Source organism: Sphingomonas sp. PP-CE-3G-477 (genome assembly GCF_003050745.1).
Lineage (GTDB): Bacteria > Pseudomonadota > Alphaproteobacteria > Sphingomonadales > Sphingomonadaceae > Sphingomonas.
Genome location: NZ_QAOF01000001.1, coordinates 467,885 through 487,192, shown reverse-complemented (window position 1 = coordinate 487,192; position 19,308 = coordinate 467,885). Strand labels below are relative to the sequence as shown.

Annotated in this window: 19 protein-coding genes and 1 pseudogene; 10 read left to right on the top strand and 10 right to left on the bottom strand. The window is 66.1% G+C overall.

The window, feature by feature from the left end:
- The first annotated feature begins 44 nt into the window (after positions 1 to 44).
- Complete coding sequence (locus tag C8J45_RS02240; protein ID WP_107961696.1) at positions 45 to 767, top strand: ParA family protein; 723 nt, start codon at positions 45 to 47, stop codon at positions 765 to 767.
- On the top strand, positions 764 to 1,492 hold the full coding sequence (gene aat / locus C8J45_RS02235; protein ID WP_107961695.1) for a leucyl/phenylalanyl-tRNA--protein transferase: 729 nt from the start codon (positions 764 to 766) through the stop codon (positions 1,490 to 1,492). The genes C8J45_RS02240 and aat overlap by 4 nt, the downstream gene beginning before the upstream one ends.
- 35 nt (positions 1,493 to 1,527) lie before the next feature.
- On the opposite strand, the pseudogene C8J45_RS19510 reads toward aat, so the two are convergent.
- The 5 genes and pseudogenes from C8J45_RS19510 to C8J45_RS02210 all read right to left on the bottom strand — a co-directional run.
- Positions 1,528 to 1,761, bottom strand: a pseudogene (locus C8J45_RS19510) (DUF2155 domain-containing protein); the annotation flags it as partial.
- 197 nt (positions 1,762 to 1,958) lie between these two features.
- Positions 1,959 to 2,351, bottom strand: coding sequence for an NADH:ubiquinone oxidoreductase subunit NDUFA12 (locus tag C8J45_RS02225; protein WP_056060269.1), 393 nt, complete (start codon positions 2,349 to 2,351; stop codon positions 1,959 to 1,961).
- Between the two features lie 443 nt (positions 2,352 to 2,794).
- On the bottom strand, positions 2,795 to 3,220 hold the full coding sequence (locus C8J45_RS02220; RefSeq protein ID WP_107962195.1) for a DUF192 domain-containing protein: 426 nt from the start codon (positions 3,218 to 3,220) through the stop codon (positions 2,795 to 2,797).
- Positions 3,221 to 3,288: 68 nt separating this feature from the next.
- Positions 3,289 to 3,840, bottom strand: coding sequence for a cold-shock protein (locus C8J45_RS02215; RefSeq protein ID WP_244647265.1), 552 nt, complete (start codon positions 3,838 to 3,840; stop codon positions 3,289 to 3,291).
- 139 nt (positions 3,841 to 3,979) lie between these two features.
- Complete coding sequence (locus tag C8J45_RS02210; protein WP_308811325.1) at positions 3,980 to 4,606, bottom strand: RecX family transcriptional regulator; 627 nt, start codon at positions 4,604 to 4,606, stop codon at positions 3,980 to 3,982.
- Positions 4,607 to 4,712: 106 nt separating this feature from the next.
- On the opposite strand from C8J45_RS02210, the gene C8J45_RS02205 reads away from it, so the two are divergent.
- Together C8J45_RS02205 and C8J45_RS02200 are read left to right on the top strand one after the other, a co-directional pair.
- A complete protein-coding gene (locus tag C8J45_RS02205; RefSeq protein WP_107961694.1) occupies positions 4,713 to 6,470 on the top strand; it encodes a fatty acyl-AMP ligase in 1,758 nt (585 codons plus the stop codon).
- A 146-nt stretch (positions 6,471 to 6,616) separates the two neighbouring features.
- Positions 6,617 to 8,974 (top strand): bifunctional diguanylate cyclase/phosphodiesterase, encoded by a 2,358-nt coding sequence (locus C8J45_RS02200; RefSeq protein ID WP_258191230.1) that lies wholly within the window; start codon positions 6,617 to 6,619, stop codon positions 8,972 to 8,974.
- 31 nt (positions 8,975 to 9,005) lie between these two features.
- Here C8J45_RS02200 and C8J45_RS02195 read toward each other — a convergent pair whose 3' ends face one another.
- The gene (locus C8J45_RS02195) at positions 9,006 to 10,289 is read right to left on the bottom strand and encodes a M20/M25/M40 family metallo-hydrolase (RefSeq protein WP_107961692.1); all 1,284 of its coding nucleotides are present in this window, start codon (positions 10,287 to 10,289) and stop codon (positions 9,006 to 9,008) included.
- A 75-nt stretch (positions 10,290 to 10,364) separates the two neighbouring features.
- Between C8J45_RS02195 and C8J45_RS02190 the strand changes: the two genes are divergently transcribed.
- Positions 10,365 to 11,150 carry a PAS domain-containing protein gene (locus C8J45_RS02190; RefSeq protein WP_146168555.1) on the top strand — a complete coding sequence of 262 codons (786 nt, stop codon included), beginning with the start codon at positions 10,365 to 10,367 and terminating at the stop codon, positions 11,148 to 11,150.
- Positions 11,151 to 11,219: 69 nt separating this feature from the next.
- On the opposite strand, the gene C8J45_RS02185 is transcribed toward C8J45_RS02190, so the two are convergent.
- On the bottom strand, positions 11,220 to 11,675 hold the full coding sequence (locus tag C8J45_RS02185) for a universal stress protein (RefSeq protein ID WP_107961690.1): 456 nt from the start codon (positions 11,673 to 11,675) through the stop codon (positions 11,220 to 11,222).
- Positions 11,676 to 11,797: 122 nt separating this feature from the next.
- Between C8J45_RS02185 and C8J45_RS02180 the strand changes: the two genes are divergently transcribed.
- From C8J45_RS02180 to C8J45_RS02160, 5 genes are all read left to right on the top strand, one after another.
- Positions 11,798 to 13,150: a pyruvate dehydrogenase complex dihydrolipoamide acetyltransferase gene (locus C8J45_RS02180; protein WP_107961689.1), complete on the top strand. Its 1,353-nt coding sequence runs from the start codon at positions 11,798 to 11,800 to the stop codon at positions 13,148 to 13,150.
- A gap of 1 nt (position 13,151) precedes the next feature.
- Positions 13,152 to 13,391, top strand: a complete 240-nt coding sequence (locus tag C8J45_RS02175) for a hypothetical protein (RefSeq protein ID WP_107961688.1) — start codon at positions 13,152 to 13,154, stop codon at positions 13,389 to 13,391.
- A 44-nt stretch (positions 13,392 to 13,435) separates the two neighbouring features.
- Entirely contained in the window at positions 13,436 to 13,777 is a 342-nt protein-coding gene (locus tag C8J45_RS02170) for an acyl-CoA thioesterase (protein ID WP_093399601.1), read from the top strand.
- 16 nt (positions 13,778 to 13,793) lie between these two features.
- Positions 13,794 to 15,188: a dihydrolipoyl dehydrogenase gene (gene lpdA, locus C8J45_RS02165; RefSeq protein WP_107961687.1), complete on the top strand. Its 1,395-nt coding sequence runs from the start codon at positions 13,794 to 13,796 to the stop codon at positions 15,186 to 15,188.
- A 424-nt stretch (positions 15,189 to 15,612) separates the two neighbouring features.
- Entirely contained in the window at positions 15,613 to 17,037 is a 1,425-nt protein-coding gene (locus tag C8J45_RS02160) for a hypothetical protein (RefSeq protein WP_107961686.1), read from the top strand.
- Position 17,038: 1 nt separating this feature from the next.
- Here C8J45_RS02160 and C8J45_RS02155 read toward each other — a convergent pair whose 3' ends face one another.
- The 3 genes from C8J45_RS02155 to arfB form a co-directional block, all read right to left on the bottom strand.
- Positions 17,039 to 18,094, bottom strand: a complete 1,056-nt coding sequence (locus C8J45_RS02155) for an RcnB family protein (protein ID WP_107961685.1) — start codon at positions 18,092 to 18,094, stop codon at positions 17,039 to 17,041.
- 125 nt (positions 18,095 to 18,219) lie between these two features.
- Complete coding sequence (locus tag C8J45_RS02150) at positions 18,220 to 18,702, bottom strand: GAF domain-containing protein (protein WP_107962193.1); 483 nt, start codon at positions 18,700 to 18,702, stop codon at positions 18,220 to 18,222.
- Positions 18,703 to 18,867: 165 nt separating this feature from the next.
- Complete coding sequence (gene arfB / locus C8J45_RS02145; protein ID WP_093399511.1) at positions 18,868 to 19,293, bottom strand: alternative ribosome rescue aminoacyl-tRNA hydrolase ArfB; 426 nt, start codon at positions 19,291 to 19,293, stop codon at positions 18,868 to 18,870.
- Positions 19,294 to 19,308 lie beyond the last annotated feature (15 nt).

Below are 19,308 nucleotides of genomic sequence, written 5' to 3'. Positions count from 1 at the left end.
CGCGCACCCTTGCCCTGATCGCCGCAGACCGGCACGCTAGACCGATGGCAACCGTTGCGATCTACAGCCTCAAGGGCGGCGTCGGGAAGACGACGCTTTCGGTGAACCTGGCTTGGTGCGCCGCGACATTGTCCGCGCGCCGCACGCTGCTCTGGGATCTCGACCCGCAGGCCGCCTCTACCTGGGTACTCGGCGGACCCCATGGAGTCGGGGCCAAGGCCGACCAGGCGCAGGCGATGTTCTCGAAGGACATCGCGGTCGCCAAGCAGGCGCGGCCGACCGCCTACCCGCATCTCGACCTGATCGCCGCCGACGCGTCGCTGCGCGGTCTCGACCAGCTGTTCCACGAGATGGACAAAAAGAAGCGGCTCGCCAAGCTGCTGTCAGACCTCGCCGGCTACGACCGCGTGATCCTCGATTGCCCGCCCGGCCTGACCGAGACCGCGGATCAGGTGATGCGCGCCGCCGACCTGATCGTGATTCCCGTCATCCCCTCCCCGCTCTCGACCCGCGCGTACGACGCAGTCTTCCAGCATCTCGGCGGCCGCACGGCCCTGCTCCCCGTCCACGTCATGGTCGACAAACGTCGCGCGCTGCACGCCGAGGCGCTGTCCCGTCACCCCGACTGGCCGGTCATCCCGATGGCGAGCGGGATCGAATCGATGGCGGTCAAGCGCGCGCCGGTCGGTGCGTTCGCCCCCCGCTCGGCCGCCGCGCAGGCGTTCGCCGATCTCTGGCGCCGGATCGAACACCGGCTAGCCGCATGAGCGACGTCCTGGACCCACAACTGGTGCTGGGCGCCTATTCGGTCGGCGTATTCCCGATGGCGGACAGTCGCGACGCCGCCAGCGTCTATTGGGTCGAGCCCCGCCGCCGCGCCGTCCTGCCGCTCGACGGGTTCCAGCTCTCCCGCTCGCTCAGAAAGACGATCGCCGCAGACCGTTTCCAGGTTACCGTCGACACCGCGTTCGAGCGCGTCGTGCAGCTCTGCGCCGAAAGCGTCGCGGGCCGCCCCGAGACATGGATCAACGACGGCATCGAGCGCGTCTTCCAGACGCTCCACGCGATGGGGTTCGCGCATTCGGTCGAATGCTGGGACGGCGGCAAGCTGGTCGGCGGGCTCTACGGCCTCGCGCTGAGCCGCGCGTTCTTCGGCGAAAGTATGGTGAGCCGCGCCACCGACGCCTCCAAGGTCGCACTAGCGCACCTCGTCGCGCGCCTGCGGACCGGCGGCTTCACACTGCTCGACTGCCAGTTTCAGACCTCGCATCTCGCCTCGCTCGGCGCGATCGAGATCGACCGCGCGGATTACGTCGCGTTGCTCGGCGCTTCACTCGAAGGCGCGCTCGGCGCGTCGGCCGCGGCGGGCGTCGCATCCGCCGGCGATTTCCGCGCACTCGATCGCTTGGCAGGCAAGGCTTCCGCAGGCGGCGCAGTATCGGGGCCGGTCTCCGGGAAGGTCATCGCACAGCTCTTGGTCCAGACGTCGTAGATCGGATGCTGCACCGCGTTCAGCGCGGGGCGTTCCTTGTACAACCAGCCCGAGAACGACCGACGCCAATGCGTGTCCACGCCACGCACCAGCACCTGCACGAAGGCGCCGGTCAGCTGCTCCTGCTCCCACGGTGCGGTCTGCTCGCACGCGCGGAGGCGCAGCACGACGTCGCCCATCCGGGTCGACTGGCCCGGCTTGAGCGTCACGTCATGGGTTTCGCCGTTACGCTTGTTGAGCAGGCCCAGCACGGCAACGCGCTGCGCCATCGGGGTACCGCCATTGGCGATCGCCGCCGTACCCGTCTCGATCGTCTCGATCGACGAATTGCCGGCCTCGTCCGGACCGGGGAGGTCCTGCTGGACCGTGGCAACCGGCGCCGCAGGCGAGGTCAGCGCGCGGTATCCGAACCAGCCGCCCACCGCCAACGCCACGACCAATACGGCCGCGGCGAGCCAGCGCATGATCACCCTTCGGGCGTCCAGGCTTCGTAATCACCCGTCGCGGCGGCGCGGTGGCCACCCTTTTCGAGCGCACCGGCAGGACGATAGGCGAGCGCGGTACCCGTCATGTTAGGCACGGCAGGCTTCTGCCACGCGCGGATCGGCGGCAATGCGCGATCGGGCACGTCGTCGACCTGGTGATGCAGCCAGCTGAACCACGCGGGCGGCACGCGGCTCGCGTCGGTCGCGCCCTGGTAGATCACCCAGCGGCGCGGGTTGCCGGCGGTGTCCTTGCCACCTTCGTAATAGACGTTGCCAAGCGCGTCCTCGCCCTTCTTCGCCATGCTGCGCAAGCCGAATTTGGTGCCGAGGGTGGCGCCGTTCCACCACGTGAAAGTCGATGCGAGAAAGCCCATGGCTGGCGCTTAACCCGACTGGCGACGGGCTTCAACCATGATCGTTGGAGGGAAGGCTGCCGCTACTCTTGATCCCCCCCGCCAGGGGGGAGGATCGTGGAGGTTCGCCGTTATGATAGGGGCCCTTGCCTGCAACTGTTCCCGCTTCCTTGTTCTCCCGCGAAGGCGGGAGCCCAGTCTGGGTCCCCGCCTTCGCGGGGAAACAGTCTTTTCTACTTGGAAGGGTTAGCCCTCACCGACCAGCAACTTTTAGAGGACGCTTCAAGCAAGGCCACCACCCCGGCGAAGGCCGGGGCCCAGTTGGAGAGGCCGCGGTAACGGAGCGCAGCATCAGTTGGCGACGTCACCCAACTGGACCCCGGCCTTCGCCGGGGCGGTGTAATTCCTTCAACGATATCGCGCGGTCGGATGAAATTGTTAGACGCACGACAAACCGCCCGCGCCTACTCCGCCTTGTCCCACGTCACCAGATCACCCTCGGCGATCCCCAGTTCCGCAGCCCGTCCGCCCATCAGTTCCAGTACGGCTCCGACCGGCTCGCCCGACGGTATCGGCACTTCCGAAAACGGCACGGCATTCTCCGCGATCCGCGCGATCGTCCCGTCGCTACGGATGTAGATGATATCCAGCGAACTCGGCGTGTTCTTCATCCAGAAGTTCGCCTCCACCGGCTTGCCTCCCGTGGCGGGATACGGCCAGAACAGCATCCCGCGATCGGGCTTCAGGTCGGTGCGAAACATCAGTCCGCGCGCCTGCTCGGCTTTCGTCTTCGCGCTCTCGACCCGGAACGCATGCGCCCCGTTCGCGCTCTTGATCGTCAGCCCCAGCGTGCCGTCCTTCGCCGCTTCGGTGTCGGTGCTGCTATTCATGTACGCGACACCCCCGGCGCCGACGCCCACCGCCAGCACCGCGGCCAACACGGCCTTCGCAACCAAACTCATCCAGGATCCTCTTCGACCGCGACGGCAAGCGGTCCCTTGCGCCCTTCGACCACGCGCGCGCGGAGCGGCTGGTCGGGTTCGACCGTCTCGATTCCGGCGCGGCGCAGCGTTTCCATGTGGACGAAGATGTCGCTGCCATCGGCACTCCGTACCAGAAAGCCGTAACCCTTCAACCGGTTGAACCACTTCACCGATGCCGCTTCGAACGGTCCCGCCGCGTCGATCATCGCAATCGGATCGACCCGATCGGGCGAGGACACGGCGCGCACGACCTCCTCGACCGCGTTGGTCATGTCGATCGACACGATCTCGCGCGCCTGGAAACCGCGACCGCGCTGGACCGACAGCGTCTCGACGCGCGCGCCCTCGGGAAGGCTGCGACGGCCATGCGATTGCAGGACGGAGAAATGCACGAGGATATCGCCCACGTCCTCGTCGTCCGCGACCGCGAATCCGAAGCCCCGGGTCACGTCGAACCATTTGATGACGCCACCGATCGCGCGCACGTCTTCACCGTTCGCGACGGTCGCAGCGATCGGCACCACCATCGGCGTCGCCATCGCTACGGCCGGCGATACCGCCGCGACTATCATGTCCGCATCCTGTTGCGTGTCGTTACGCATTGTCACACCCCTGAACGCCGAGATAGCACGCTTCGTCGCTACCGCAACGAATCCGTTGCCGAACTCAATCGAAATCCACCAATTCCGGCGTATCGGACGGCGGTGCAGCAACAATTTTGCGCGCCAGGTCGAACCGGTGACCGGCGCGCAGCATCGCGGCGAGCTGTTTTTCCTGAAGTTTCCTGTCCGCCTCGCCGTTGCCGTACGGTCCGATTCGCTTCCGCCGGGCAAAGGCGAGTGCAGATTCGACCGCACGATCGGCAATCGCAGGCGCGACCGATTCCGCATCGCCATCATCGATTCCGGCCTCGCGGAAGGCTCCCGCGACACGCCGCGCGCCCAGCCCTCGGCGCTGCATCGCAGCAGCACGTTGCTCGGCGAACGCACGGTCGTCGACATAACCCAGATCGGCCATCCGTTGCGAGAGCTCGCCGGGCTCGGCCAACGCCGCGGCAGAGCCACCATCCCAACCCCGCTCGCGGATCTTGCGCATCAGATAATCGGTGAGCCGCCCCCGCGTGGTCGCGAACCGCTCGACATAGCGCAGCGCCATCCGCTCCAGCGCGGCGGCATCGATCGGCTTTGGCGGCGCGCGGTCGGCCTTGCGCATGTTGCCACGGCCGGCGGACCGCTCTTTACCGCGGGTTTTGGGGCGCCCTGTCGCGCGATCGGGGTCGTCATCGTCGGACACGCCATCATTGTGCCACACTGACACCCGAAGTTGAACGGCTAGACTAGAAATAGGCGAGGTGCGCTCAGCCGCCATGCCGGGCAAGACGCCAGAGACAGGAACTGCGATGACGACCGAGACGCTTCAGAAGGACGGCCAGACCGCGATCACCGCGACGCCGACCCAGGACGCCCTGCCGCGCCGCTTCGCCGATTTCGGCACCTTGGGCGAAGCGCTCGATTACGCCGCAAGCGGTAACCGCGGGCTTAATTTTCACGACGCCCGCGGCACTTTGTCGCAGCCCTACCCTTATTCGCAACTCCGCACCGACGCGCGTGCGATGGCGGATCGCCTGATCGCCGCCGGCGTCGCGCCTGCCGATCGCATCGCGCTGGTCGCGGAGACCGGTCCCGAGTTCGCCGCATTGTTCTTCGGCGTCGTCTATGCCGGCGCATGGCCCGTGCCGCTGCCGCTGCCGACCTCGTTCGGCGGTCGCGACTCGTACATCGAACAACTCCGCGTCCAGCTCGCCAGCTGCGATCCGAAGATGCTGATCTTCCCGCCCGAACTGGCACAGATGGCCGGCGAGGCCGCGCGCCTGTCGGGCACCGTCGGCATCGACTGGTCCGAGTTCGCCGTGCGCGAGGCACCGGTCGCGACGCTGCCCGAGGCCAAGCCCGACGACATCGCATACCTGCAATATTCCAGCGGCTCGACGCGCTTTCCGCACGGCGTCGTCATCACGCACGCCGCGCTGCTCAACAACCTCGCTGCCCATAGCCACGGCATGGAAGTCTGCGACACCGATCGCTGTGTCTCCTGGCTGCCCTGGTATCACGACATGGGTCTGGTCGGCTGCTTCCTGTCGCCGATCGCCAACCAGGTCTCCACCGACTACCTCAAGACCGAGGATTTCGCGCGCCGTCCGCTCGCGTGGCTCGATCTCATCAGCCGGAACGAAGGCACGACGCTCAGCTATTCGCCGACCTTCGGCTACGATATCTGCGCGCGCCGGATGTCCTCGCAGACCAAGGCGAGCGACCGGTTCGACCTGTCGCGCTGGCGGGTCGCGGGCAATGGCGCCGACATGATCCGTCCCGACGTGATGCAGTCGTTCGTCGACGCATTTGCCGATGCCGGCTTCAAGGCCAGCGCGTTCCTGCCGAGCTACGGCCTTGCCGAGGCGACGCTCGCGGTATCGCTGATGCCGCCGGGCGAAGGCATCCGCGTCGAACTCGTCGAGGAAACCCAGCTCTCGGGTGGTAGCCGCGGCGGGGACCGTCCGCAGCGCTACCGGGCAATCGTCAACTGCGGCAAGCCGGTCCGCGACATGCAGATCGAGATCCGCGAAGAGGACGGCACGCCCCTTCCCGAGCGCGCGATCGGCAAGGTCTGGTGCAAGGGCAAGTCGGTGATGGTCGGCTATTTCCGTGACGACGCCGCGACCGAGGCGTGCATGTCCGGCGGCTGGCTCGATACCGGCGACATGGGCTATATGTCGGACGGCTACATCTACATCGTCGGCCGCGCCAAGGACATGATCATCGTCAACGGCAAGAACCACTGGCCGCAGGACATCGAATGGGCGGTGGAACAGCTTCCCGGCTTCAAGGCGGGCGACATCGCCGCGTTCGCGATCACGACGCCCGGCGGCGAGGAAACCCCCGCCGTATTGGTCCAGTGCCGCAGCTCCGACGAAGCCGAACGCCTGCGCCTGCGCGACGAGATCCGCGAGCGCGTCCGTTCGGTGACGGGCATGAACTGCTTGATCGAACTGATCCCGCCGCGCACCTTGCCGCGCACGTCGTCGGGCAAGCTCAGCCGTGCGAAAGCGCGTAATCTGTACCTCAGCGGCGATATAAAGCCGTATGACATTGCAGCGTGAAACCATCGCGACTCGGACCGGCACTAAAAAAGTTCGTGCCGACAAAGTACGTGTCGTCCAGCACTTAGCATTATGTCGGGTGTTAATTACATCCAATTCGGTGGATTACCAACGATCTGCTAACCAGGTTGTTTTACACTGACCCCGTGAACATCAGATCACCCTCTCCATCACGCCGGTTCACGGTGGATACGCCGACGTTGCTTGGATTGCGCGGCGGCGTGGATCATCTCGAATGGAGCCGCATCCGTGCCGCGCAGCTCTTTGCGGGGCGCAGGTTGGCGTTGTTCGTGCTGGTCGCGAACATCTGCGCGACCTTGACCACGGCCTTTCTGGTGCGTGGATTCGTTCCGACCTGGCAGATCGTCGGCTGGGCCGTCTCGATTCTCACGGTTGCACTCGTCGTCGGATTTCGTCGGCTCGCGACGAATCATCGCGGCGATAGCTATGCCAGCGTCCGCGACGTCCGGAACACCGGATGGGAGGGGCTCGCGCTCGGTCTTACTTGGTCGATCGTGCCCGTGCTGTTCTGTACGCACGCACCGTCGGGAACGACCGCGGGCCTCGGCATAACGCTTGCGGTCTTGATGATCGCGGCGGCGTTCGCGATGGCGCCGCTCGCGCTCGCGACGCTGATCTTCCTCGGATATCTCGGCACGGCGATGGTGGTCCAGCTGGCGATGGCCGGCGCCAGCGCAGCCGCGGCGGGGATCTTCGGCTTCACGCTGATGTTGATGATCGTCTGCGTCAGCCGCGCGCGGACCCTCGTCCTGATCCGCGCTGCCGAGATCGCACTCGACGAACGCGACCAGACGGTCAGCCTGTTGCTGCGCGAGTTCGAGGAAACCGGCGCCGACTGGCTCTGGGAAACCGATGTCGCACGACGGATCGTCCGGGCGTCGTCACGCTTTGCGTTCGCCTGCGGGCTCGATGCGCGGGGCTTGGAGGGCATGCCGTTCCTGCAGGTGCTGGCGGGGCCAAGCTGGGATACCGGCGACTTCACCGCCGGCCTGCGCACGCTCGCGGAAAAGATGAAGATGCGGCAGAGCTTTCGCGATTTGCGGCTGCTGGTGCAGATCGGTGGCGAGGATCGCTGGTGGGAACTCGCGGCCTCGCCCCGCTTCGGCGACGACGGCGAATTTGTGGGTTTTCGTGGTGTGTGCTCCGACGTAACCGAACAGCGCGCATCCGCGGACAAGATCAACCGCATGGCACGGTTCGACACGCTCACCGGCCTGCCCAACCGTCTGATGATCAACGAGACGCTCGTGAAGACGATGGCGGAGGCGGACATCTGGGGAGGCCGCTATGCGTTCATGATGCTCGACCTCGATCGCTTCAAGGCGGTCAACGACACGCTTGGTCACCCGATCGGCGACCGCTTGCTTGGCCAGGTTTCCGAACGCCTCGCTCAGTTGATGGACGACGATCATCTGTGCGGCCGGCTCGGCGGCGACGAGTTCGCGGTGATCGTCCGCGATGCGAGCGATACCGTCGCGATCGAACGCCTGGCGCAGCGGATCATCGAATCGCTATCCCATTCCTACGAGATCGACGCACATACGTTGTACATCGGGGTCAGCGTCGGCATCGCGGTCGGCCCGCGTGACGGTCGTACCGCCGAGATGCTCGTGCGCTCCGCCGACCTGGCGCTGTACCGTGCCAAGGATGCCGGGCGCGGCGTGTACCGGACGTACGAGCCCGAACTTCACGTCAAGGCCGAGGAGCGCCGGGTGCTGGAACTGGCGCTGCGCACCGCCGTCGAGAATGGCGAAATGCATCTCGAATACCAGCCGGTCGTCGACGCCGGCACCGGCGCCCTGCTGGGCTTCGAGGCGCTGCTGCGCTGGGTCAGCACGGCGTACGGCACCATTGCACCAAGCAAGTTCATTCCGCTCGCCGAGGATGCCCGCCTGATCGCTCCGATCGGAGCCTGGGTATTGCGTACGGCGTGCGAGGAAGCGGCCAAATGGCCGTCGGACATTCGCATCGCAGTGAACATATCCGCCAATCAGCTCCAGAACCCGAGCTTCGTGACCACCGTCACGTCCGCACTGGCGAACACCGGGCTCTCGGCCGAACGCCTCGAGCTCGAGGTCACCGAAAGCGTCTTCATGCATGAGGGGCTTGGCGCAACGAAAGTGCTGGAACGCCTGCTCGATCTCGGCGTCCACCTCAGTCTCGACGATTTCGGGACCGGCTATTCCTCACTCGGCTATCTCAGCCGCACGCGTTTCTCGTCGATCAAGATCGATCGCAGCTTCGTCCGCGATGCCGCCAAAGGGCTACGCGAGGCGGTTGCGATCGTTCACGCCGTTATTGCGCTGGCGAAGAGCCTCGACATGGCGACGACGGCAGAGGGCGTGGAGACCGAGGCCGAACACCGCATGGTCCAGGAGTTCGGCTGCACCAAGGTCCAGGGCTTCTATTTTGGTCGCCCCCTGCCGGTCGAGGAAGCGCGGGCGCTCGCCAACCGGCGCTGGAGAGCGTCCGCCGCGGCCTGATCGACCGCGAACGGCCCGACGGGCGCGACGTTCAACGTCGCCGTTCGCGCCCGGCGAAGCTCACGAGACTTTCCGCTCCCGCAGCCGAAAGCGCGGACACGCCGACGAAATTGTCGTCGACCGGAACCTGCGTCAGAACCGTTTCGGTCCCCGTGACATCGCGGGTCTTGGCCCAGTTCTGCGCATCGTTCCGACGCCACCGCACGCGGTAGCCGGCAGCGCCTGGTACCGCAGTCCACTTCACCGTCGTGTCACGGGATAATGCCCCTGCGATCGACACGTCCTCGGGCGCCGCGGGTGCGCTGGCGATTCGCGACAGCGTCGCGACGTTGATCGCGGTCACCTTCGCAAGGTACGGGAAGTCCATGCCGGCGATCGTATCGCCGTAGACCACGCCTTTCTCGGGGCGCAGATCCTGGTGCTGGCGGTCCCAATTCTCTGCCGCGACCGAGAAGCGTACGGCGGGATAGCCGAGCTTCAGGAACGGCTCGTGATCGCCGCCGCGCCCGAACCGGTCCGGCCGGCGATCGAGCATCACATCCAGTCCACCAGGAATACCGCGTGCGATTCCGTCGATCGCCTTCGCCAAGGCGCGGCTGGGACCGTCGTCCTCGCCGCCCTCCGCCCTGCGCCCCTGCTGAGCGACGAGATCCTCCGATGCGCGAATGCCTTCCGAAAACACGCGAACCTTGTCAGCGACGCGCACGCCGCCCTGCCCGACCGTGTTGCCGACGATATCGTTGTTGAGCATCGCCGAGACCTGCCAGCCGCGAGCCTTGGCGGTGTCGGCGAGCAGTTCGGCACCCCACAAGCCCTGCTCCTCGCCGGAGAACACCGCGTAGACGATCGTCGCGTCGAACTGGCGCCGCGACAGCAGTCGTGCGGCCTCCAGCACCAGCGCGACGCCCGACGCGTTGTCGTTCGCGCCGGGCGCATCCGACGTCACGTTCATCACGTCAGTGACGCGGCTGTCGATATGCGCGCCGACGATCACGACGCGGTTCGGATCGCGGCCCTTCTGGATACCGAGCACGTCCTCGACGACGACACCGGTCGGTGCGCGCGGCCCGGTAAAGCGCCGCGAGATCCGGTCGACGGTGATGCATCCGCCGCAGGTTGCCGAAATCGCGTTGAACCGGTCGGCGGCCCAGGTCCGGGCGGCACCGATGCCGCGCTTCGGATCGGTCGTGGTCGACGCGGTATGGCGCGTGCCGAAACCGACCATCGTCGTGACATCGGCCTCCAGTCGTGCCGGAGATGGAGCAGGATACGCGGCGGCGGCTGCAAGTAGCAGCGGAGCGACAAGGATGGACATTCCACGATCTTGGATCGAACCCACCCGCAGCTCAAGCTGCGATCATGATATTTTTACAATCGAGCACTATTTAGCGTGCCAGCAACTATTCGCACGCTCTACCAATGGCTTGAAACGAAACTGCATAATCCATGTTGCAGAAATTTTGGCGTGGTTGGTAAAGATGTTCGTGGGGCTGCAGGAACGACGATGATCATTGGCCACTCTATTTCGAACGGCGACGGCGTTATCCAGGTGGTCGACGAAACGGTTGCGACATTGTTGCAGCGCACCCAGAAACAGTTGGTCGGGTTGTCCTATCTCGCCATCACCCATCCCGATGACCTTGCCCGTAACCGCTCGCAGGTCATCGCACTGCAACCCAACGGAAATTCCGCGAAAATCAGGAAGCGCTATATCGGTGGCGAGGGCGATATCCTGACGCTAGAGGTTCAGGTGTCGCGACTCGGTAGCGGTCAGACGGGTCATCTCGTCGGCACGCTCTCGACCATCCCTACCGCGGTCGACGTCATTGACCCCGCGGACATGCCCTACCGCCTCTGGCAACGCGCAAAGAGCTTGCTGGGCGTCATGCGCGCGCGCGACGAGACGCTCGGCTCAGACCTGTTCGCCGATCACGCCTGGACGACGCTGCTGATCGTGTACGTTGCCGAAGCCGAAGGCCGGATCGCCAGTATCGACATGGTCGCCGGCGCCTTGGGCATGTCCCGCGCGACGCTTGGCCGGTGGATCAGGGTACTCCAGACCCGGTCGCTGATCGAGCCGCCTCACGCCGATCTCGACGCGCTGCAACTCACCCAGACTGGCATCGACGGTATCGAACGACTGCTCGCAACCCAGCCCGCAATGGAAGTCAGCTAAGCGAAATCTCGTGTAGCCTGTGCTAGCCAGCCTATGGCCAACCCAACCTTTTGCCCACGGAGCCGATTGCTAGCTGAGCCTGTCGATCGCCTCGCGGGTCAGCGATCCGGGAATGATCATGACCGGAACGGGCAGCGCGCCCGCGTCCGTGCCCGCGAAATGCGCGATCAGTTCGCCCGGTGCCCCGCTTGCGGCAGCCCCCAGCACCAGCGCCGCGATATCGGGGTTCGCCTCGATCATCTCGCGGATGATCTTGGCGGCCTCGCCTTCGCGCACCGTGATCGACGGCCGGAGTCCGGATTCCTCGATCAGCGTACCCGCGGCGCCGGCGACCAACCCCTCGGCATGCAACCGAGCTTCCTCCTCGATCGTCGCCTGAACGCCGCCGAACGCGATGAACTCCTGCGGCGGGATCACGGTGAGAATCTCGACGCCACCGCCGGTCTTTACCGCACGCCGTGCCGCGAACCGCAACGCGATGCCGGCTTCCGGACTGTCGTCGATAACAACCAGATAAATGCGCATTTTAGCCCCCGTTATTGCAGGTAATTGGGCCGAGGCGGGTCGATACGCAAGTGCGCCGGGGTTGACCCGAGCGGACGAGGGCGCGAGTAGGCATGCCGTTACGTCACGCCCTGGGGAAATCCATGTCGATCGAGATCAAGATGCCTGCGCTGTCCCCGACCATGGAGGAGGGTACCCTCGCCAAATGGTTGATCAAGGAGGGCGACGTCGTGAAATCCGGCGACCTGATGGCCGAGATCGAGACCGACAAGGCGACGATGGAATTCGAAGCCGTCGACGAAGGCACCGTGGTCAAGATCCTCGTCGCCGAGGGTACAGACAATGTAAAGGTCGGCACGGTCATCGCCATCATCGCCGAAGAGGGTGAGGATGCATCTTCGGTATCGTCCGCGCCGACCAAGAGCGAGACGCCTGAGCCGGCCGCAAAGGAATCGGAAGCCAAGCCCGATCCGACGGACCCGAACAAGACCGGTGCCGAGGCCAAGCCGGTCGAGCGGACCGAGGCGTCAGCTGAGGATCACGGCCGTCCCGACGACGCCGGTGCGGCCAAGCCCGCCGCCAGCGGTGACCGCGTCAAGGCGAGCCCGCTCGCGCGCCGTCTCGCCGCCGACAAGGGCATCGATCTTGGCGCTGTCTCGGGTTCGGGGCCGAAGAGTCGCATCGTCAAGGCCGACGTCGAAAGCGCGAAGCCGGGTGCGGCTCCGGTTGCCGCGAAGACCGAAGTTGCTGCGCCGACTGCCGCCGCGGCGCACGCGCCTGCCGCAAAGCCTGCGACCGTGCCGGATATCCCGCACGAGGCGACCAAGCTCAGCAACGTGCGCAAGACGATCGCGCGTCGCCTGACCGAGTCGAAGCAGACCGTTCCGCACATCTACCTGACGGTGAACATCCGCCTCGACGCGCTGCTTAAGCTGCGTGGCGAGCTGAACAAGAGTCTCGAATCGCGCGGCGTGAAGCTGTCGGTCAACGACCTGCTGATCAAGGCGCAGGCCGTCGCCCTGATGCAGGTCCCGACCTGCAACGTGATGTTCACACCCGACCAGCTGATCACCTTTCAGCGTGCCGACATCTCGGTCGCTGTGAGCACCCCGTCGGGCCTAATCACGCCGATCATCGTCGGTGCGGACACCGCGTCGCTGTCGTCGATCTCGACGCAGATGAAGGACCTTGCCGCCCGTGCTCGCGACGGCAAGCTCAAGCCCGAGGAATATCAGGGCGGCACCGCCTCGATCAGCAACATGGGCATGTTCGGCATCACGCAGTTCGATGCGGTCATCAATCCGCCGCAGGCGATGATCCTCGCGGTCGGCGCGGGCGAGAAGCGCCCGGTCGTGATCGGTGACGAACTGGCGGTCGCGACCGTCATGTCGGCGACCGGCAGCTTCGATCACCGCGCGATCGACGGTGCCGACGGCGCGCAGTTCATGAAGGCGTTCAAGCATCTCGTCGAGAACCCGCTGAGCATGCTGGCCTAAGATGGGGCTGATATCGTCGTTCAGGTCGCTTTCCGGCACCACTATCGAGATCCTGCACATCCTCGCAGGGCTCGTGGCGGCGGTGGCAATCACTTGGGCGGCGGCATGGTCCTTCCCGCTCGGGCAGGACGTGATCTGGGCGTGCGGCGCGGCAGCGATGGTGGCGACCGTGCTGATGGGCGTGGGGCCGCTGCGTCGCGCCCGCCGTCTCGACAAAACGACCCGCAGGAGTGAAGCGTGACCGACCTGCCTCCCAACAAGGCCCCGACGATCCGCGTCACCGCGATGCCCGCCGACGCTAATCCGTATGGAGACATCTTCGGCGGCTGGCTGATGGGCCAGATGGATCTTGCTGCGGGTTCGGTCGCGTCCCGGCGCAGCGGCGGCCGTGCCGTCACGATCGCCGCGGACGCGATGAAGTTCCACATGCCCGTCGTCGTCGGCGACGAGGTGTCGGTCTACGCGGACCTGATCGCGGTCGGCCGCACCTCGATGACGATCGAGGTCGAGGCCTGGCGCCGCGCGCGTCACAGCAACGACAGCTGCAAGGTGACCCAGGCGCGCTTCATCTTCGTGGCGGTCGGCGACGATCGCAAACCGCGGCCCGTGCCGCCCGAAACCAACTGAAATCGAAGGACTTACCGTGGCTGATACCTATGATCTCGTCATCCTCGGCTCGGGCCCCGGCGGGTACGTCGCCGCGATCCGTGCGTCGCAACTCGGCCTGAAGGTCGCGATCGTCGAGCGTGAGCGGCTCGGCGGCATCTGCCTCAACTGGGGCTGCATTCCGACCAAGGCGCTGCTGCGGACGTCGGAAATCTATCACTATATGCAGAACGCCGAGAGCTACGGCCTCAAGGCGGACAATGTCGGCTTCGATCTCGCCAAGGTCGTCGATCGTTCGCGGAAAGTTGCCGGTCAGCTGAACGCCGGCGTCAAGGGTCTGATGAAGAAGAACAAGGTGACCGTCGTCGAGGGCGTCGGCACGGTTACCGCGAAGGGCAAGCTGAGCGTCAAGCAGGGCGACAAGACCGTCGAGCTCGAAGCCAAGAACATCATCGTCGCGACCGGCGCGCGCGCCCGCGACCTGCCGTTCGCCAAGGCCGACGGCGAACGGATCTGGACCTATCGTCACGCGATGGTGCCGACCGAGATGCCGACCAACCTGCTAGTCATCGGCTCGGGCGCGATCGGCGTCGAGTTCGCCAGCTTCTACAACGACATGGGCGCCGACGTGACGATCGTCGAGATGCTCCCGCGCATCCTCCCCGTCGAGGACGAGGAAGTGTCCGCGTTCATGGGCAAGGCGCTGACCAAGCAGGGCATCAAGCTGCTGACCCAGACCGGCCTCGAAGGTCTTGCACCGTCCGCGAACGGCGTCACGGCGAAGATCAAGGCGAAGGACGGCAAGGTCTCGGAAGAGACCTTCAGCCACGCGATCATCGCGATCGGCATTGTCCCCAACACCGAGAATATCGGGCTTGAGGCCTTAGGCGTCGAGACCGACCGCGGTCATATCAAGACTGACGGATACGGCCGCACCAACGTCGACGGCATCTGGGCGATCGGCGACGTCACCGGCGCGCCGTGGCTCGCGCACAAGGCCAGCCACGAGGGCATCATCGCGGTCGAAAAGATCGCCGGCGGTTCGCCGCACCAGATGGACAAGGCCAACATCCCGGGCTGCACCTATTCGCGCCCACAGGTCGCGTCGGTCGGCATGACCGAGGCGAAGGCGAAGGAAGCGGGCTACGAGCTGAAGGTCGGCAAATTCCCCTTCATCGGCAACGGCAAGGCCATTGCCCTGGGTGAGGCCGAGGGTTTCGTGAAGACGGTGTTCGACGCGAAGACGGGCGAGTTGCTCGGCGCGCACATGGTCGGCGCGGAAGTTACCGAGCTGATCCAGGGCTATGTGGTCGCGCGCCAGCTTGAGACGACCGAAGCCGAACTGATGGAAACTGTCTTCGCGCATCCGACGCTGTCGGAGATGATGCACGAGAGCGTCCTCGCCGCCTATGGCCGGGCGATCCACTACTGAGCAATCGATCCTCCCCCGCAAAGGGGAGGTGGCAGGCTTTAGCCTGACGGAGGGGGCGGAGGCGATAACGTTTCGCCTGTGCCCTCCCCCCCCCCGACACCTTCGGCGCCACCTCCCCTAGCGGGAAATACGAGCACGATACCGCGACCTTCGCCGTCCGACCCAGGGTACAGCCCGCAGCTACTGGTGCCTCTGGATCCCGACCTTCTTCAGGGTGACCAGGCGCATGGGGCGTACGTTTCTTGTCGGACACGGCATTCCGACGGTCGCGATACCCGACCGGCCGACCGATCCGGGCAAACCATCCCGTTTCGGCCCTATATCTCTTGACCCTCGCGCATGCCGCATCGAAAGGTCGCGCCAGCCGAGAGGTCTTGCCAGCAGGATTTCGTAGCCCTCCAAGTCAACGGTGCAGGACCCGCAAATGCCGATCGAACCTGCCGCCCGCCTCACGCAGCGCCATATCGCCATCGGCGCGGCCGCGCTGTGCATCGCCTCGCTCGCGATCTTCTGGCCGGGCACCGCGATGTACGACACCGTCACGCAATACCAGCAAGTCCTGTCGGGCGTGTACGACGATTGGCACCCTCCCGCGATGGCGCGCGTCTGGTCGCTGATCGCGCCGCTCGGCTCCGGCGCGAGACCGATGCTCGTTCTGCAACTTCTCACCTACTGGCTGGGCCTTGGCCTGATCGCCGCCGCGCTAGCCTGGGTCGGGCGGCCCCGCAGCGCCGTCGCGATCCTTGCGATCGGCCTGCTCCCACCCTTTCTCGGCTGGCAGGGCGTCGTCCTCAAGGACGCGCAACTCGCCGGCGCGCTGCTCGGGGCGGTTGGCATCATCGGCTGGTGGCGTCTTGCGCGCCGTCCGCTTCCCCGCGCGATGTGCGTGCCGGTCGCGCTGCTGCTCGCCTACGCCGTGCTGGTCCGCGCCAACGCCGTCTTCATCGTCGTTCCACTGCTCGTGACGCTTGCCCCGCGCCCGACGCACCCGCTCGCGAAACTTGTCACTGGGCTTGTCGCGGTGGTGCTCGTGCTTGCCGTCGCACCGATAGTGAACCACCAGATGCTCCGCGCACAACCAAGCGGCGTCGAGGCAACGCAGGCGCTCTACGACCTTGCCGGCATCGCCGCACGGGCACCGGGCAGCGACACCACCGGCCTCACCCGGTCGGAAGCGACAACCGTGATCGCCCGCCGTTGCGCCAAGCCGTTCTTTTGGGATCCGCTCGGCGACGACGCGCATTGCGCAACGACGATGGAGCGTCTGCGCGCACTGCCGACCGCGACGCTGTACGTCACGCTGGCATCCGCAGCGCTGCATCATCCGATCGCCTATGCCGGGCACCGCTTCGCGCATCTGAACTCCACCGATCGCTGGCTGGTCCCGTTCCACTGGCCGAGCGCGGCGCCGCCCGCCGCGTCCGAACCGAATACGCTAGGCTTGGCCGACCCCGGTGCCACAGCCCGGAGTTGGGAAGCGCTGACGGCAGTGGTCGTCGAGACGCCGCTCGGATGGCCGATCGCGTGGATCGTTGTCGCCATCACCGCGCTTGCCGCGAGCCTCGCGCGCCCGCGCGATCCGGCCCGCGATCTCGCCATGGCATTGCTCGTGTCCGCGATTGCGCTCGAGGCGAGCTTCGCAGCCCTGAGCATCGCGTCCGACTTGCGCTACCATCTCTGGCCGATGATCGCGACCGCGGTGGCGAGCGTCCTACTCGCCGACCGTCCCATGCCGCGCAAGATACTCGTGGTCGGCGCAGGGGCACTCGTTATGGTCGTCGGCAGCGGCATTGCAGCGCGCGTGCTGTTGCCCCAGCCGCCGCAGACCTATGCCGGGATGCTCGGCTGAATCACCGGCGGCGCCGCACTTTCCTCCGCGGATACGGTACTGCGTCATAATATTCGGTCGTGGTGGTGGTCGTAGTAACGGGCACGGACTGCACGACCACCGTCGTCGAGCCGGCCGGATACGCGCCGCCGCTAGTCGTCGTCACCGTCGTCGCGCCATCTGGCGACGTCCAGGTACCGCCCGGCGCCACGGTATACCCGCGCGGCTGCTGATAGCCGCCGCCGTAGACTGGCACTGGTGGCGGATAGTCGCTGGCGTACGCGGGCGGCGAATATCCCGCGCCATACCCCGGAGGCGGCGGTGCGCGACGACCGCGATCTTCGCTCTTGTCGATCGCATAGCCGGCCGCGGCGCCGACACCTGCACCGATCAGCGTTCCGCCGAGACGATTGCCACGCCCGCCGATGACATTGCCAGCAACACCTCCGGCCACTGCACCGATCGCAGCGCCACCCAGACCATTGTCGCGGCGCGGCGCGGCACGATCCTCGTAAGGCGGAGCGTAGCCGCGCTCGTCGGGACCCGCATAGACCGAGTCGTTAGCCGCATAGTCGCGCGGACTGATCGCCGCGTAGCCGCCACCCCCGGCGCGATCCCAGTCGAGGTCGCTTGCGGTGTCGTAGACCGAACCGCGCGAGTCAATCAGCACGGCGTCGTCGTAGTAGCGCGCCCAGTTATAGCCTTGGGGTGGCTGTGCGAGGCCGTAGTTCGACCAGTCGCCGACGTAGAAGCGCGGCGTATTCCAATAGCCCGGCACGGCCCAGCCGCGTTGCGGGCGACGATACCCGGCCCAGCCGCCCGGGGCGTTCGCACCACCCCACCAGCGACCGCCGATCTTGCTGCCCCAGCGCGACGTACGCTGGGCGTTGACGGGTCGCGTCGGAGCCCGCACGACAGGTGTCCGAGCGGCGATCGGACCGGGGCGGTTCGGGCGGGCCATCGGCGCCTGCATCGCGATGCCGGGAGCAGGATAGCTCGCACCCGGTGTCGGCCGCTGCGCTTCTGCCGCGCCGCCTGCCAACGCCAGCCCCGCGCCCGCGATCAAAAGCATCCGCATGTCCGTCTCCCTGGTTTGCCACCCGATCCAGCGCAAACGCCGGATATCTTGAGGTGTTGCTTACCAAGCGCACGTTGGAGTCGCCAGAAGGCGTGCTGTCCCGAAACGGGGCGCGTCGGCCGGCGCTAGCCGAGCCGCTGGCCGAGCAACCTCGCCAGCGCCTCGCAGCCTGCCGCATCCTCCGCATCGAACCGCGCAGGCTCCGGGCTGTCGAGATCGAGCACCGCAATCAGCACGCCATCCCTGGTCACCGGCACCACCAGCTCCGACCGGCTTGCCGCGTCGCAGGCGATGTGGCCGGGGAACGCATGCACGTCCTCGACCAGTTGCGTCATCAGCGTCGCGGCGGCGGCACCGCAGACGCCCTTGCCGACCGGGATGCGGACGCACGCGACCTTGCCCTGGAATGGCCCGAGGACGAGCTCACCTTCCACCAGCCGGTAGAACCCCGCCCAGTTGAGGTCGGGGAGGTATTCCCACACCACCGCCGCCGCATTCGCCATATTGGCGATCGGATCGGTCTCGTCCGTCGTTAGAGCATCAAGCGCGGCGAGCAGGTCGCGGTAGAGATCGGCTTTCGTGCCGGCGGAGATATCGAACTGGTACATGGTGTCTTCCTTGGTCGGCGCCTTGATGGAACTAGCACGCTCCAAAATCCGTCATCCCAGCGAAAGCTGGGATCTCCATGTTGGCGACGGCGGTCCGTTCCTCAAGGATGCCCCAGCTTTTGCTGGGGTGACGGGGCGGAGGGATGGCACCTGACCATGAATCGCTCAATCGTCGCGGACTTTCCCTCGACCCGCCTTCACGCCGCTGCGCACCTTCTTCGTGTCGACCCGCCGCGCCTTCGCTGCTTTCGACGGCTTGGTCGCGCGTCGTGCCTTGGGGACGATCGTCGCTTCCTTGATCAGCGCGACGAGGCGTTCGCGGACTTCCTGTCGGTTGAGCAGTTGCGAGCGTGAGCCTTCGCTGCGCAGCACCAGCACACCGTCGCGCGTAAGGCGCGATCCCGCCAGCACCGCGATGCGGTTCTTCACCGCCAGTGGGAGGCCGGGCGAGAGGCCGACGTCGAAGCGCAAGATCACCGCGCTGTCGGTGGTGTTGACATGCTGACCACCCGGACCGCCCGATCGCGTCGTGCTCTCGATCAGTTCGCTGTCGTCGATCGAGATCGATCGGGTGATCGGGATCGCGACCATAAGCCCCTGCCCTCG